The 14,356-nt window shown below is 49.7% G+C and carries 12 protein-coding genes; 4 read left to right on the top strand and 8 right to left on the bottom strand.

The window, feature by feature from the left end:
• The first annotated feature begins 5 nt into the window (after positions 1 to 5).
• The gene (fdx, locus tag AB8516_RS07640) at positions 6 to 344 is read left to right on the top strand and encodes an ISC system 2Fe-2S type ferredoxin (protein ID WP_108292566.1); all 339 of its coding nucleotides are present in this window, start codon (positions 6 to 8) and stop codon (positions 342 to 344) included.
• A 21-nt stretch (positions 345 to 365) separates the two neighbouring features.
• Positions 366 to 560, top strand: coding sequence for a Fe-S cluster assembly protein IscX (gene iscX / locus AB8516_RS07635; protein WP_369163242.1), 195 nt, complete (start codon positions 366 to 368; stop codon positions 558 to 560).
• Between the two features lie 132 nt (positions 561 to 692).
• Here the strand turns inward: iscX and AB8516_RS07630 are convergent, their stop codons facing one another.
• Together AB8516_RS07630 and AB8516_RS07625 are read right to left on the bottom strand one after the other, a co-directional pair.
• Positions 693 to 1,904, bottom strand: a complete 1,212-nt coding sequence (locus AB8516_RS07630) for a PEP-CTERM sorting domain-containing protein (RefSeq protein ID WP_369159551.1) — start codon at positions 1,902 to 1,904, stop codon at positions 693 to 695.
• Between the two features lie 295 nt (positions 1,905 to 2,199).
• Positions 2,200 to 2,988, bottom strand: coding sequence for a toll/interleukin-1 receptor domain-containing protein (locus AB8516_RS07625; protein WP_369159549.1), 789 nt, complete (start codon positions 2,986 to 2,988; stop codon positions 2,200 to 2,202).
• Between the two features lie 297 nt (positions 2,989 to 3,285).
• On the opposite strand from AB8516_RS07625, the gene AB8516_RS07620 reads away from it, so the two are divergent.
• A complete protein-coding gene (locus tag AB8516_RS07620) occupies positions 3,286 to 5,367 on the top strand; it encodes an EAL domain-containing protein (protein WP_369159547.1) in 2,082 nt (693 codons plus the stop codon).
• A gap of 72 nt (positions 5,368 to 5,439) precedes the next feature.
• Here AB8516_RS07620 and AB8516_RS07615 read toward each other — a convergent pair whose 3' ends face one another.
• The 6 genes from AB8516_RS07615 to AB8516_RS07590 form a co-directional block, all read right to left on the bottom strand.
• Positions 5,440 to 5,682, bottom strand: a complete 243-nt coding sequence (locus AB8516_RS07615) for a DUF6868 family protein (RefSeq protein ID WP_108292556.1) — start codon at positions 5,680 to 5,682, stop codon at positions 5,440 to 5,442.
• Between the two features lie 132 nt (positions 5,683 to 5,814).
• Positions 5,815 to 7,884, bottom strand: coding sequence for an ATP-binding protein (locus AB8516_RS07610; protein ID WP_369159544.1), 2,070 nt, complete (start codon positions 7,882 to 7,884; stop codon positions 5,815 to 5,817).
• Between the two features lie 88 nt (positions 7,885 to 7,972).
• On the bottom strand, positions 7,973 to 8,665 hold the full coding sequence (gene pdsR / locus AB8516_RS07605) for a proteobacterial dedicated sortase system response regulator (protein ID WP_108340186.1): 693 nt from the start codon (positions 8,663 to 8,665) through the stop codon (positions 7,973 to 7,975).
• Between the two features lie 153 nt (positions 8,666 to 8,818).
• Complete coding sequence (locus AB8516_RS07600; RefSeq protein ID WP_369159542.1) at positions 8,819 to 11,737, bottom strand: EAL domain-containing protein; 2,919 nt, start codon at positions 11,735 to 11,737, stop codon at positions 8,819 to 8,821.
• A 9-nt stretch (positions 11,738 to 11,746) separates the two neighbouring features.
• On the bottom strand, positions 11,747 to 12,946 hold the full coding sequence (locus tag AB8516_RS07595; protein WP_369159540.1) for a hypothetical protein: 1,200 nt from the start codon (positions 12,944 to 12,946) through the stop codon (positions 11,747 to 11,749).
• A complete protein-coding gene (locus tag AB8516_RS07590; RefSeq protein ID WP_369159538.1) occupies positions 12,918 to 13,340 on the bottom strand; it encodes a substrate-binding domain-containing protein in 423 nt (140 codons plus the stop codon). Before AB8516_RS07590 ends, AB8516_RS07595 begins: the two co-directional genes overlap by 29 nt.
• A gap of 293 nt (positions 13,341 to 13,633) precedes the next feature.
• On the opposite strand from AB8516_RS07590, the gene AB8516_RS07585 reads away from it, so the two are divergent.
• Entirely contained in the window at positions 13,634 to 14,326 is a 693-nt protein-coding gene (locus AB8516_RS07585) for a DUF456 family protein (RefSeq protein ID WP_369159536.1), read from the top strand.
• The last annotated feature ends 30 nt before the right edge of the window (positions 14,327 to 14,356 follow it).

The following is a 14,356-nucleotide window of genomic DNA, read 5'->3' as shown; positions in this document are numbered from 1 at the left end:
GCGGTATGACACGTATTATATTTTTACCTCATGAAGAGATCTGCCCTGAAGGCATGGTTATCGAAGCTGAGCCCGGTACCACGATTTGTGATGCAGCCCTACAGAACGGCATAGAGATCGAACATGCCTGTGAGAAATCCTGCGCCTGCACCACTTGCCACGTCATCATTCGCGAGGGCTTCGATTCCCTTGAAGAGGCGGAAGAGACAGAGGAAGATATGCTCGATAAGGCCTGGGGGCTGGAACCTGAATCACGTCTCAGTTGTCAGGCGGTGGTTGGTGATGAGGATCTGGTGATTGAAATCCCAAAATACACCATCAATATGGTTGCTGAGCATCATTGACGAGAGGAGGCAGCAATGGGTTTGAAGTGGACCGAAAGTCTGGACATCGCCATAGCGCTGGATGAGAAGCACCCCGATGCTGATCCGCGTTTTCTCAATTTCGTCGATTTACGTGATTGGGTCGTTGCCCTCGACGATTTTGATGACGATCCCCACCATTCCGGAGAAAGGGTCCTGGAAGCGATACAGGCTGCCTGGATAGAAGAACGGGAGTGAAAGTATAGAACCGCCTTATCATTATCGGTTCACCTTTCTCATCACTACACACGTTCAACATCCAGGCTGTTCTTGACTGGTTTTGTCATCAACACCAAATTGAATTCATCGGAGCGGTGTCAATAGTTCTTATCAGAGGCTGGCGCTGACACTCTTTTTTCGCTTGGTACCCCAAATTCCCGCCAATCCGATCGCCAACAGCATAAGGCTCCCGGGTTCCGGAACCCTGACGTTCTGATGGTTAAAGATATTCAAATTACCTAGCGGTGCAAATTCGTTGTACGCCAGTGATACGGGTGTCTCAATCCAGCTGCCGTCCAAGAGGTAACCGGTCAATAAATTGTCGGTTAGTTGAAGGTCCCAACCGTGAATATCGACAGTCGCATTATTGAATATGCCGAAACCATTACCGATATTGTTATAACCAAACAAGCCGCCGGCAATGCCCCAATGTCCAATGCCGGAGAGATGCAATAACCAGCCGTCATCCAGAACTCCGGCGCCGGCATCGAAGTATCCACCGGAGATGGTTGAACTGTGAAAGCCAATGCTGTTTATGGCATCGCCGCCGTAGAGACCCCCGTTACCACCCTGAAATATGCCACCTGAAATATCGAGGTCTGTGCCATCTTGTGATTGAATCGCATTTCCACCACTGGCTCCGTTGCCGCCGCTGATCATGCCCCCTGAAATCGTGCCGGAGATTGTGCCGAAGGTAGTGATTCCGTGACCTCCCTGACTGCCACCGTCGCCTCCCCGCACAATCCCGTCAGACATATCCAAGCCGATGGTTTCAATCCAGCCGTCGATACCGTTGCCGCCGGTTTGTCCGCCTACTCCACCGATCACTTCGCCACCGTGAATGGAAGCGAGTTGCGCACCGGAAGAGGTGTTGTCGATGGCATGACCGCCTTGGGTACCGTTGTCGGCACCTTCGAGCCTGGCATTGCCGTTTACCTCTACTCTTCTTGAGCCCGACACCGCACCCCGGCCATGCCCGCTGAACTTTTCACCCTGGCCAACAATCTGTGCATTGTCGTTGGCGATGACGGCATCCTCATCGCTGCCCCAAACCTCATAGTCGATCCCGCCTGTCACCGTGGCATCCCCGGATAATGTGATCGTCGAAGCGGCCCCGATGCCGATAAAAATTGCGGGCTGGTCGGCTGGCGTATGAATGGAACCGCCATGGATGATGTCAAGGTCAGAGCCATTCTCCAAGCGTACATCTTCGAAGATTGGGCCACTGATTTGGTGGGTATTACCGTCGTTGAAAATTAGCGTCGCATGAGAGTGTGTTGTTATTGCGCCAAGAAGGGCTACAGCCATCCATTTAAATTGCATCAAAACTGCTCCTTATCGGTTGTCGGACTCTAATCCGCGGTGTTAATTCGATGTACTACTCATTTTTATAATCATTTAATTCATACAATAAATATGCCATTTTTTAGTATTAACTACGTATCAGTGGCTTATAAAGGTCGATGAAAATAGTTGGTCTTTTGAATGTAAAATAACCCGACATATCGGGTTACATTTTTTGTGAAGTGGTGCGTTGACTGCAATTCAAACATCAACTAATCAGGGCCTCGCATCGAAACTACCGGGTTTACCCTGCTAAGCTTGTTGAGGATTGGAATCATTGAATGTTGAGATAGCCAAGCAGTCTATCCCAGCCGACTAGCAAACGGGCTTCTAAGCGATCGAGTTGTTCCAATACCGCGGCATCACCGAATAATCGGAAACCTATATAGACCATGGCTATGACGAAAACCGTAGTGGCCAGTTTTCTCAGGAATCCGCCAATTGCCATGACAGGTCGCAGCCACCGCCTATGAGCAGTACGCCTTGATGTGGCCTGGGGTGTTCTCTGTTGTCTGACTTCATCTAGAACCCGGTGACCAAGTTCACGCAACACCTGCGCAGGTGAATCGGCCGGCCCATGGCGTGAGGACACTGAACTGGCCAGTTCGGGTACTTCCCTTTGCAGCAACTGCACCAGATTTTCGATATCCTCATCCCAACGACGGTCGCTCATTTCAAAGGCCTGGATTTTCGATAGTTGAGAGATATCCGCTGGCAGTTCCGTCGCGGTGCTCATTTTGGCACCCCCGACCAGGATCGGGATGATGCGTTTACCTTGTTCAAATGCCGCCTTGATCTCTGCCCGTACCCAATCGGTCGGCTCAAACAGCCGCGACCTGGCACCGTTGTGGGATGTGGTCTGCCAGTCCCTGCCGATCACCACCAGCAACACATCACAGGCAGCAATTGCACGGTTCAGGATTAAGCTGAAATCGTGGCCGACCGGGATCTCCACATCGCGAAATACCAGGTCGGAGCCCAATATCTCGGTCAGGTCGTCCGCCAGCCGGCCGGCAAACCCCTGGCTGTCGTCCCGTCGATAACTGATAAAAATGCCTGCCATGTCATTAAGCCGTTGAGCGTAGCGAACCGAGTCGATATGACACAGAGTAACGCTAGCGAAGGTCTATATCCACAGATCATTAAATAGCATTAAAACAGACACCTAGCACCAGATAACCCATGGTTTCATATTCGATCCCGTGTGGCCGAATCGGTTGGGTGCACAGAGTTGTCTGATTTCCCTCTGTGACTAAGTGGACATGTTCTGTTCACGTTAAGTTTTACTGAATATCTGCCGATAAAGTCAGTGTTTATCCAGGATCATTATTGAAATAACCCAAGGTGGATTAGGAAGTCCATGAATCAATCGATCCCTCTCGTCCAAAGCGATGAAGCCAGGTTGCGGATTCAGCTATGGGTGGCCTTTTTCGGTTGGACACTACTGGTACTGTTTCTGCTCCTATGGGCGATGAGCAATGAGGATGCCGAGATGTTGGAGCTGGCTCGTCAGGAGGCGATCGACAACTTCAACAAGGACCAGGCCTTTCGTGTCTGGGCAACCACCCATGGAGGGGTCTACGTGCCTGTGACTGAGCGTACGCAACCCAGCCCCCTCCTGGACCACATCCCTGAGCGTGATCTGGTAACCCCCTCCGGCCGCCAGCTGACGTTACTGAATCCCGCTTATATGCTGCGCCAGATGATGGAGGATTATGCTGAACTCTATGGGGTCAAAGGGAGAATCACCAGCATCAAGCCTCTCAATCCGGAAAATGCGCCGGACGAGTGGGAGCGGGCGGCCCTGGAATCTTTCGAGCGCGGAGAGAAGGAACAGTTCGAGCTCACCGATATCAACGGCGAGCCCTACCTGCGCTTGATACGTCCCATGGAGGCACAGGCGGGTTGTCTAAAATGCCACCATAATCAGGGGTATCAGGTGGGGGATATACGAGGGGGTGTAGGTATATCCGTTCCGATGAAAGAATACTTCGCCTCGAATGCCGGGCAAAAGCGGGAGATCAAGCTGGGCCTGGGGCTGATCTGGCTGTCGGGTGTCGGTGCCATCGGTTTTTACGGCAGGCGCAGTCGCCAGCGGTTCCGGGAGCGCAAGGACTATGAGGATCAGATCTGGCAGCAGGCTAATTTTGACTCGCTAACCGGCCTCTCAAACCGGAATCTCTTCCTGGACAGGCTGGGTCGGGCTCTGGCCTTTGCCCGGCGGCAACACTCCATTCTTGCACTGCTCTTTATCGATCTTGATCGTTTCAAGTATGTCAACGATGCCCTGGGACATGCTACAGGCGACCAACTGCTGCAGGAGGCGGCGCGGCGGCTGCGGCTGTGTGTCAGAGAGATGGATACGGTATCCAGACTGGGTGGTGACGAGTTTACGGTTATCTTACCCATTATCAGTGAGGGGCAGGCTGTTGCCAGGGTGGCTAGCTCCATACTGACCGAGTTGTCACGGCCGTTCGACCTTGGTGGACAGGAGACCCATGTTTCCGCCAGTATCGGTATTACGCTCTATCCTCAAGATGGCAGTGACACAGGCATGCTGTTGCAGAATGCGGACACTGCCATGTATCAGGCCAAGGCTGAGGGACGCAATACCTACCGTTTCTTCACCTGGGAGATGAATAAAGTGGCGGAGGGGCGGGTCTCACTGGGTGCAGCCCTGCGTAACGCTCTACGCGGAAATGAGTTTCAACTCCACTACCAACCCATTGTGGATATCGCTGATGGTCAGATTGTGGGCGCTGAGGCCTTGATCCGATGGGGATCGCCCGACCAGGGTCGTGTGGGGCCGGATCAATTTATACCGGTGGCTGAAGAGAGCGGTCTGATTGTGCCCATTGGCGATTGGGTACTGCAGCAGGCTGCGTTGGATCTAAAGCTTTGGGACCGGGCAGGGTTGAAGATGGAATTGCTCTCGGTCAATGTTTCCACTGTCCAATTCCAGTTTGAGGGTTTTCTGGAAAAGATGCTTGATCTGATGAAGCACCAGCCGCATCTCTCATCCAGGCTCTTCCTTGAGATTACCGAGAGTGTCTTTCTGGACGAACACCGGAAACCTGGTGCGCGTTTAGGGGCGTTACGTGAGGAGGGCATCGGCATCTCCATTGACGATTTTGGGACCGGCTACTCGTCACTGAGCTATTTGAAGCGTTTTCCTGTGGACAAGATCAAGATCGATCGATCATTTGTACGCGATGTAACCACAGACACTGAAGACGCAGCGCTCTGTGAGGCAATCATCGCCATGGCCCACCACCTTGGCCTCAAGGTGGTGGCGGAAGGTGTGGAGACCAAGGCGCAATGGCAGTTTCTGCACAAGAGTGGCTGTGACTATGCCCAGGGTTTCTACATCGGACGGCCGATGGCAGCGGCAACATTCACCGATTTTCTGGTAAAACACATCGATGTACCGGCGGCAGGCTGAATGAACTTACTCGTTTCTCAAGGCGTATTTGGTAAACCCAGTATCTCTGCTCACTACGCTCGACGGCCATGATCAACCGATGATCAGCAGTGCGAGGAATGGAATCAGGTTAAAGAAAATAAAGAAGAGCTTAAAAATACCCAGGAAAAGATAGATCAGCAGATCAAAATTCGCTCTGGAGATTGCAATCCAGCGACTCTGCGTTTTGTAAACCAGTTCAGGTGCAAAAAGAATAAACAGTGTCCACAGAATCAGCAGACCGCCATTGATGAGTGTGCACCACATAAAGAAATCTGTGATCAGCTGGATATTCATAATATTAACTCCCGTTGCTTCCAATAGGGCATGACAGGATGATAGCCCTAGCGGAATTTACAATATTTTTGACATCTGTTCAGTGCATGCGTTCTTACTGTCAATTCCACCATCTCGATTGCAATCGGGGCACTAAATTGTATATGGAAGGGTGATTGCAAAACAGACACCGTCAGTTTCGTTGTTCATCCATGCATCCCCTCGGTGAAACTCAGCTATCAAGCGTACTAGATAAAGCCCTATACCGAGATGGATCTGGTTATCGTTGCCTTTTCTTCTCGATTCCATATTGTGAAATAGTTTGGGTATATCACTTTCGGCAAGCTGTGGACCTAGATTCCTAATTTTAATGTCGAGCGCTTTGCTGTTCGTGTCGTCCAGTATGATCTGTATGGCGGTATTCGGTTGGTGGAAATCGATAGCATTGCTGATCAGTTTATCCATTGCCTGACTGATCAGGTCTGGAGATATATGGATCCAAATGGGATAGGCCGGTACACGGCACTCAAAATCAATATACCGGTAGGTAATAGCGTAACCGTCACACAGGGATTTACAAAAGGCAGTGATATCGACTTTCTCTTTTTCACTGTTCTGTAGTGATTGTTCTAGTCGAGTGGCCTCGCGTATGCGTGTGAGTATTAAATTGAGTCTTCGTGTACCATCAAGCGCTCGTTCGATATAGGGTGATTTCTGGAAAGTGTCACTATCATTTTGGAGGTTCTCCAAAGAGCCCTGAACCATAGTCAATGGGGTACGGAATTCATGGGTTAGTCTCGCTGCCATGGATTCAAGATAGCCTGTATATGCGACAGAACGCTTTAGTACGGCACTGAAACTCCGATCAAGTTCACCCAGTTCATCCTTGTCTTTGCCTGATTGGACCTCTTCTATGATCCGGCCATCCGGACTGACAGCCCGGTTGTATTTATGGCTGAGTCGGGTGATACGGCGAGTCAGGGAGGAGGCGAATAAGAGCAGTGATCCTCCTGTGATGATGAACAGTATCAGGCTTATGAGAAATAGTCGCTCGAGTGCACTCTGTTGTAACAGCAGTATCATTTGAGTGCTCTGTTCAACAACCACTGTGCCAACAGTATTTTGATCAATTTCAATCGGATGCGCAGCTGAGAGGATCATTGACTTCGAACCGGTGATGTTATATCGATAGATCGCCCCTTCACCCGAGAGTGATCGACGAATCTCCGGGCCATCCAGTTTTCCCATACCCTCCCTGGCGTCTAACCCTGCCTCTTCCGCAGAGGGCGAGAGTAAAGAGATCAGACGACTTAACAGGGTGTGATTCGTTTTGATGAACGTTTGAATCGATCCATACCTTCCTATAACCTGACGCTGTCTGTTAAGAATCGTGTAACGGTGATTTTTCTCTTCCAGACCATATAGAAGCCTGTCTACCTGAATGGTAGGCATGACCAGCCGGGAGAGGTTTTGGTTGCTATTCCAACCTGAAGTGGAGGCAATCCCAACGGGTTTTGCTTGGGGTATATCGATGTCGACGACTGCCAGGGAGAGATGTCCGTCAGTCATTAAGCGGGGTATCTGCAGTTCAACCCGGTAACCATGGGCAGTTTCCTGCCATTCACCCCGGATGGCTGTCTGTTGGCGGTTGTTTTCGTACTCAACCACGTTGACCCAGCCTGGAGCCGGGGTGCCAAGGCGGTATTTTCTGCTCTCTCCTGATGGACCCGGGAGCGCGAGTATCAGGTGATCACCGACACTCAGGATCCGCTCCGACTGAGGATAGATCAAGGTCTGATCCCTGACCTCAATCATCAGATAAATATATTCGCCTTGAAATCCTGCAAGCCACTCAAAACTGACTGCATCAGGGGTTGTCGCACTGGCCCTGAACTGGCGGGATTGAGATTTCAGGCTAAGCCAATCTTCATCATAGCCATCAAGGTCTGGGGAGTTGGCGAGCGGATGAACATAGAGGGAATTATTATGCATCACCTTTTCTGAGGTCGTGCCAGTCAGCCAGTTGTTGCTGTTTGTTGCAAGCATATTGGCTACAATTTCGGCCCTGTTAAGTAGTAAGGCCTCTTGTGCCTGGCGAAGCGAAGCCTCCATTTCAAACAAATAGTGGTAGCCTGCCCAAGGAATCAGAATCAGACTGAATGATGCAAGCAGCAGTTTGAATCGTAGTGTTTGGGTGAAAGGCAGATTCATCTTTTGAGGCATCTGAATACCATACTGGTGTCACGGTGAACCGATTGCTTTTTCTCGTTGCATTCGACAGATCGATATCGACGCCGGTTCTGCGGTGGCGCTATTGGGTCCAGCGGTAGCCGGCACCATAGACCGATTCAATAAGGCTGAAGTCACTGTCCACCAGCTGGAATTTTCGCCGAATACGCTTGATATGGGTTGTGATACTGGCACTGTCAACATAGATATGGGCCTCCTCCATCAATTGATCCCGGCTTCGAACATGACCGGGATGACGGACCAGGGCATGCAGCATCCAGAATTCGGTGACTGTGAGGTTGACCGGGTTCTGTTTCCAGTGTGCTGTGAGCCGGTCACGATCAAGTTGCAGATCGCCCCGAATCAGCTGAGATTCGCTCGGCTGTTCTTGTTGCATGGCGTCGATACGGCGGAACAGTGCGCCTATCCGGGCAATCAGATGAGGAAGACTGATATCTTTAGTGAGATAGTCGTCAGCGCCGAGTCTGAGGCCTGAAACACTGTCGAAATCGCTGTCGCGTGCAGTCAGAAAGATGATTGGCAGGGTATTAGACCGGTTGCGCAGTTCGCGACATAGCTCGAATCCTCCATCAATGTCATCCGCCAGCCCGATATCGAGGATGACAAGGTCTGGCAAGCGTTTGTTGAACGCTGTCAGAGCCTCCTGACGCGTGGCATAACCAGTTGCCGAATAACCCTGCCGGCTTAGGTAGTCAATATAGTTTTCCCTAATAACCTGTTCATCCTCAATGATGGCTATCTGCTTTCTAACCACGTTGATCAATCATCCTGTATACTCAGTTCTCAGATATGGGGATTATGAACGTTTTATTGGAATGAGTGAAACACTCAAGGTATCAACCCATTTTTATCACCATGGCGGCTTTTTTCAAAACATATAAGAATCAGGAGAGCCAGAGGGATTGGATCATATAGATATCGATGAAGGCAGTGTGGTAGTGACAGGGATTTCCGGGGATGGCCTGCCAATGTAATATCCTTGGGCATAAGCGACACCAAGCTCTGTCAATAGTTTAAGCGTTGCCTCATCCTCAACGAATTCAGCGACTGTATCCTTACCGAGTGCGCTCGCCATTTCGGTCAGAGCCTTGACGAAAACCTGATCCTTGGTGCTCGTGGTCAGGTTCTTAATGAATGAGCCATCGATCTTGACTATATCCAATGGTAGTTCTCTGAGATAGTAAAATGATGAGAACCCGACTCCGAAGTCATCCAGGGCAAAGCGGCAGCCAAGCGCCTGAAGTTCACTCATTAAATCGATCGCCGCGTTGACATCGGCGAGTGCCGCTGTCTCCGTCAGCTCAAAAACCAGTCGTTCCGGATTGATGCCACTGGAGTTAAGAAGATGTGTCAGTTGTGTGAGCAGTTCTGGGTCATCAATAACACGCCCGGAAAGATTGATCGAGAGAGTGATGTCATGACTTGCCTTGTTCAGGCTGGACAATCGTTGAATCGATGTGCGTAATACATAATGGTTGATCTGATGAATCAGTCCTGTCCGTTCAGCAACAGGGATAAATTCACTTGGTAGTGCAAGAGTGCCATCACTCTCGATCATCCTGATCAAAACTTCGTAGTGAGAGATAGTGCCATTTGCTATCTCCATGATGGGCTGGTAAAACAGAATAAAGTTGTCTTTAGCCAAGGCTTGCTCAATCTTGTCTTTCCAGGTTACGCGTGCTTTCATCTCCTCGTGAGTTTGATCTTGGCTGGAGAAGATATGCCATTGATCTCTGCCGGATTCCTTTGCTTGATACATGGCAAGGTCGGCGTTCGACAATAACTGATCGGAATTGCTACCATGTTCTGGATAAGTGACGATGCCGATGCTTGCTGATATGCGATGACTATGGCCTTTCAGCGGTATCGTGATCTGCTTCAGCTCAGACAACAGCTTGTCAGCGAATTGTGTTGCGCCCGGTATATCGGTTTCAGGTATTACTATGGCGAATTCATCTCCACCCAGGCGAGCGAGCAGTTCGGTACTGCGGGTGATTTCCCGCAGCTTTTTGGCAACGATCTGTAATAGGGCGTCGCCGGCCTGGTGACCACTTGTGTCATTAATGTATTTGAATTGGTCAAGATCGAAAAAGATCAATGCCGTACTATGGTGATAACGTTCCGCGAGAGTCAGTATTTTATCGAATTCGACCTGAAAGTTGCGCCGATTATAGAGTTCGGTCAAGGGGTCATGACTGGCCATCCAGGCAAGTCGTTGTTCGGCAACCTCTCGATCTGTAATGTCCAGCCCCACTGAGAGTATGACGGGTTCATTGTCATCGTTTATACCCGTCAATGGAGAGTGAACCCAGGAAATGGTTCTGTTTCGACCATCTGCAGATAGAGAGCCCGCATCGTGTTGATATGAGCTGATCATGCCGTCACGCAGTCGCAACATAACATGTTTCATCTCTTTAATATCCTCAACATTCATAAAGAGATCACAGAAATGGCGGGTACCGCGCTCATAATTCCTGATCCCGATGAAGTCTCCCCCTTCGGTATTGATGGTGAGTATGGCGCCATTGCAGTTCTGTGTCAGGATGATCGCCTGAGCGCTGTTCATTATGGTATTGAGAAAGTCACGTTCTACCGCTAACTCTTCGCCGCGTTTTATAAGATTGTCAGTGTTGGTTTTGATCTCGTTATGAAGTCTTTCCAGAGTGTACGTCAGTTGGATGGCTGATTCGCCGGCAATGTCAATCTCGTCCCTATATCGATCCGGATGCTTGACAGAGAGTTTGTCTCTTACTTCACGAAATGCATTTTTGGCCAGTAGAGGCAGACTGTCAGAAATCATCAACAGTCGCTTCATAGGCTGCCAGAGGAACAGTGCCAATAGCAGTTCGGATACTGAGAAGCCGATAATGCCGATAATCACTGATTGAGTGGTCGCCTGCTGGATTTGATTGACAACCGGAGTAATGTTGCTGGCTATTATGAAGTCAGCAGAAAATACGGATATGTCACTGCTCACGGGAATCAAACTTAAAGCAAAATGATCTCCATCCGAAATCGTTGTGTATCTGTTATGTAACAGTTTTTCCATTTCGATTGCGTCGGCAGTAGACTGCAAAAGGGGTATCAAACGGTCTAAATTACTTGACGCGATTATGTATCGCTGCCAGTTGGTCAGGTAGCGATTTCTGCCTTGTAACTGTTCATGTTGTTTTGGGCGGCTTACGATGGCTACGTCAGCTTTTGCAAGTTCATTGAAATCTATAATCACGTCAGCCAATGATTGTCCTACCAGCAATACGCCCGCATGCTGGCCTCTGTCCAACAGAGGTACGGCAACATATTGACTGCAACGGATATCGCAGTAAATAGTGTTGGAAGGTATTTCAAGACGATTGACTGATTTGACCAGTTCTAAAAATGAGTCATCAAGTGCACCGGTCTGCCAGTTGAATTGCAGTTTGTTGTCACTACTGTAATAGGCTGCTTCTTCAAGCCCCCAGTCAATTTGCAGTGTCGTCTCGCTGTGCCTGAAAAATCTTTCCAGTTTCTCCGTTAAGGCTAACTTTTTAGAAGTTGTCACGGCTTCAGACAATGCGGGAATCATCAAAGCTATCTGCTCCAGTCTATAAATGCTGGATTCCAGAAGTGACCTGACCTGTCGGTGATGTTGGTCAAGTATCTGTGCTTGATAGGTATCGAATAACTTGCGCTGTTGCAGATAGCCCATGCCGGCCAGGCCGGCATTGATGATAAATAGAACCAGACTGAACAGTAGTACCACCTTCCATTTAAGGCTGAGAAATAAACCCTTGTCGGATTGTGCGTTACCGCGATCCTGTTCAGGCTTGTTTTTGATTGAATCCATGGTGATTGTTCAGAAACTGTATGAGGCAAGCAAGGAAAACAGATTCCAGTCCCGTTCAGTGGTGCCGGGTGTATTTTCCAGGTTGGAAAGGAAAATCGCGCCCTCGATCTGACTGAACTCTGCGCGTAGCATCAGCTGTTCAGTAGGTTCCCAGAGTATCCCCAGTGTCCATAATTCACTGAAAAATGTATGCTCCGGAGGGCCAAGTATGGCGCTGCTTTTCTTACCCTCTTTATCGTGTTTGTTATAGTGGCTCTCCTCATAGCGGGCAAAAAGCTCCCAATCTGCATCAAGACGATAGTTGCCTTGAAAATAATAGCCATCCACGGTTGTATCTGCCACGTCCAGCAGGCCGTTGAAATCCTTATAATCAATCGGTTCTTCCATGTATTCCATGGTGAGACTCCAAGGACCGTTATTATATTGTGCGGATAATACCCGATAATCGATCTTGATCTTACCGGGTGGGAACAGGTCCGTCTTTGCATCCAGCGTCAACGAAGCAGTGCTAAAAGCCAGTCTGAAGCGCCCCCCATCCCATTCGTAAAGCAATCTCCCTCCCAGTGTGATGCCATCATTGTCCATTTTCGGGTTCAGGTTCGGGTTGAGATAGGTGTTCTCGACATTTTCATCGATGGGAGTTGTACCACCGATCAGCCTCAACTGAAAAAGGTGGGTCTCTGATTGGGTTTCGCCATACAGCTGTCCTCCGTCACTTGAGAGTACCATGTTTCGTACCCGGTCCCAGTATATAGCCTGGGGCATAAATATACCTGGACGGGTTGCAGCCACATCACGAGTGTCGTTATAGAATCCGAAGGTATTTTTACTGCGACCAAGTACAAAGCCGATACGATCATCTTCGTTCATATGAAGGGTGTAATCGAAATGCGCATAGTCCAAGTCGAGAGAGCCATCATACATTTCACCGGCTTTACGGGAGAGTATCTGTGCTGCCAGCATTATCTTTGGTGACATCCGATAGGATGCGTTGATACCCAATTCGCGAAAATCAAAACTACCGTCTTGACTGTCACCGAAAAATTGATTTTCAGTTGTCTTGACATAGGCTTGGGTTAAAAAACCATGGATTTGGAACATACCTTCAAATACGTCAGTTTCGGCAGCCGATGATTCCCAGCCAAGCACGCAGAACAGTGCGAACAGATATACAGTCCGGCTACTTTTCAATTCTGATCGTCCGTACATGCTCATTAGTATATCCTTCAGAAAGATAGCCAATTGCCCCGGGAGTATTTGCAACTTTTATCCGCATCTCCCTCTCGGATCCCACTCTGATGGGCGCCTGCCCCATACCGGAGTAGATCTGTCTGTTCCAGGCACGGCGTAATTGATGGGGAAACAGGCCAAGCAGTTGTTTGGTGAAGCGCCTATGCAGATTACTCTTGTCGCCCATCACGAAGACATGAATCGGTTTGCCATCCGACCATTGGGTTTTGCGCATGCTGAATATGGAGCGCAAGGTATGGCGTGAAAGCGTCTCTTGGGTGACGTCAAGATTGATGACGAGGTCGACCGAGTGTGCCGTTTCGCTGAAACATATCATCAATCCGAGAAAAAATGCGAAGTAGGCAGTTTTCATTCTTGATTACGGGAGATTCCTTGCGTTTACCTACAGCTTTGCGGCATCCATAAATAATTACTTTAGCTCAAAACACAACTGTCCATTGGTTAATTCCCACCACTCACTGCAATACTACTCTCAGGTTGACAGATTGTCGCCACTTTCTGCCTCCATCCGGCCCCATTTTGGTGAGCAAATTGCCATCTGACTGAACTGGAATTGTTGTCGGTAGTACCGTAAACCGGCGCAGCACAGGAGTGGACGGGTTCGCCAAGGAGGGCACGCTGGGTCAACATTAAGAGGTTCAGAAAATGAAGAAAACGTTAGTGGCAATGGCAATTTTCAGTGTTCTGTTTCAATCCCCGCTGGTGGCGCAAGCGCGGGACCAAAAGGTGGAAAAAGGTGTATTCACCGGCTCCATGATCGGGGTGGTGGTGGGTACTCTCCTCGGTGGGGCGCCTGGGGTTGTTTTGGGTCTGACCGGTGGTGCGATGGCCGGAGAACTGGCGGTGCGGAAAGATCAGGTCGATGCAATGGACTCAGAATTGTCGGCGGTCCAGATCATGCAGCAGAGAGAACAGTTGGCTGCCGCAGAACACCAGGCGCTGTATCAGCGGCAGCGAGCATTGCAATCTACCAGAGTCGAGGCAATGCAGCAGGGGTATACATTTTGCCTTGGATTTCGTAGTGACAGTGCCGAGATTGAAGCAGGGATCGGCGACCAACTTAAAGCCCTGGTTGTCATGTTGCAGGCCTTCCCTGGGTTGAAGCTGCAGATTCGTGCAGGCACCGATGCGAGGGGAAGTGACGACTATAACAAGGCCCTCAGCAAACAAAGGGCGGATGCCGTCGCCAATCTGTTGGTGGATTCGGGATTACCGGAAGATCGGATGGAAGTCCACTATGTCGGTAAGGCGGAAGCACGCTATCCCATACAGGATCTTGAGGGAATGGCATACGACAGAATGGTCCAGCTTACTTTGGTCAAGGGCGAAGAGTCATGAGGTTCCGTCGGCAGCCCCTGAGTGAAGAGT

Origin of the sequence: Candidatus Thiodiazotropha sp. LNASS1 (genome assembly GCF_964212655.1) — a bacterium.
Lineage (GTDB): Bacteria > Pseudomonadota > Gammaproteobacteria > Chromatiales > Chromatiaceae > Thiodiazotropha.
The sequence above is the reverse complement of the archived record's forward strand: the minus strand, read 5'-3'. Positions and strand labels throughout refer to the sequence as shown.

Excerpts from the sequence above, each read along its gene's own strand:
- AB8516_RS07625 (WP_369159549.1), bottom strand. The coding sequence starts at position 2,988 with ATGGCAGGCATTTTTATCAGTTATCGACGGGACGACAGCCAGGGGTTT.
- AB8516_RS07595 (WP_369159540.1), bottom strand. The coding sequence starts at position 12,946 with ATGTACGGACGATCAGAATTGAAAAGTAGCCGGACTGTATATCTGTTC.
- AB8516_RS07630 (WP_369159551.1), bottom strand. The coding sequence starts at position 1,904 with ATGCAATTTAAATGGATGGCTGTAGCCCTTCTTGGCGCAATAACAACA.
- AB8516_RS07620 (WP_369159547.1), top strand. The coding sequence starts at position 3,286 with ATGAATCAATCGATCCCTCTCGTCCAAAGCGATGAAGCCAGGTTGCGG.
- AB8516_RS07600 (WP_369159542.1), bottom strand. The coding sequence starts at position 11,737 with ATGGATTCAATCAAAAACAAGCCTGAACAGGATCGCGGTAACGCACAA.
- AB8516_RS07590 (WP_369159538.1), bottom strand. The coding sequence starts at position 13,340 with ATGAAAACTGCCTACTTCGCATTTTTTCTCGGATTGATGATATGTTTC.
- AB8516_RS07615 (WP_108292556.1), bottom strand. The coding sequence starts at position 5,682 with ATGAATATCCAGCTGATCACAGATTTCTTTATGTGGTGCACACTCATC.
- AB8516_RS07585 (WP_369159536.1), top strand. The coding sequence starts at position 13,634 with ATGAAGAAAACGTTAGTGGCAATGGCAATTTTCAGTGTTCTGTTTCAA.
- AB8516_RS07610 (WP_369159544.1), bottom strand. The coding sequence starts at position 7,884 with ATGCCTCAAAAGATGAATCTGCCTTTCACCCAAACACTACGATTCAAA.
- fdx (WP_108292566.1), top strand. The coding sequence starts at position 6 with ATGACACGTATTATATTTTTACCTCATGAAGAGATCTGCCCTGAAGGC.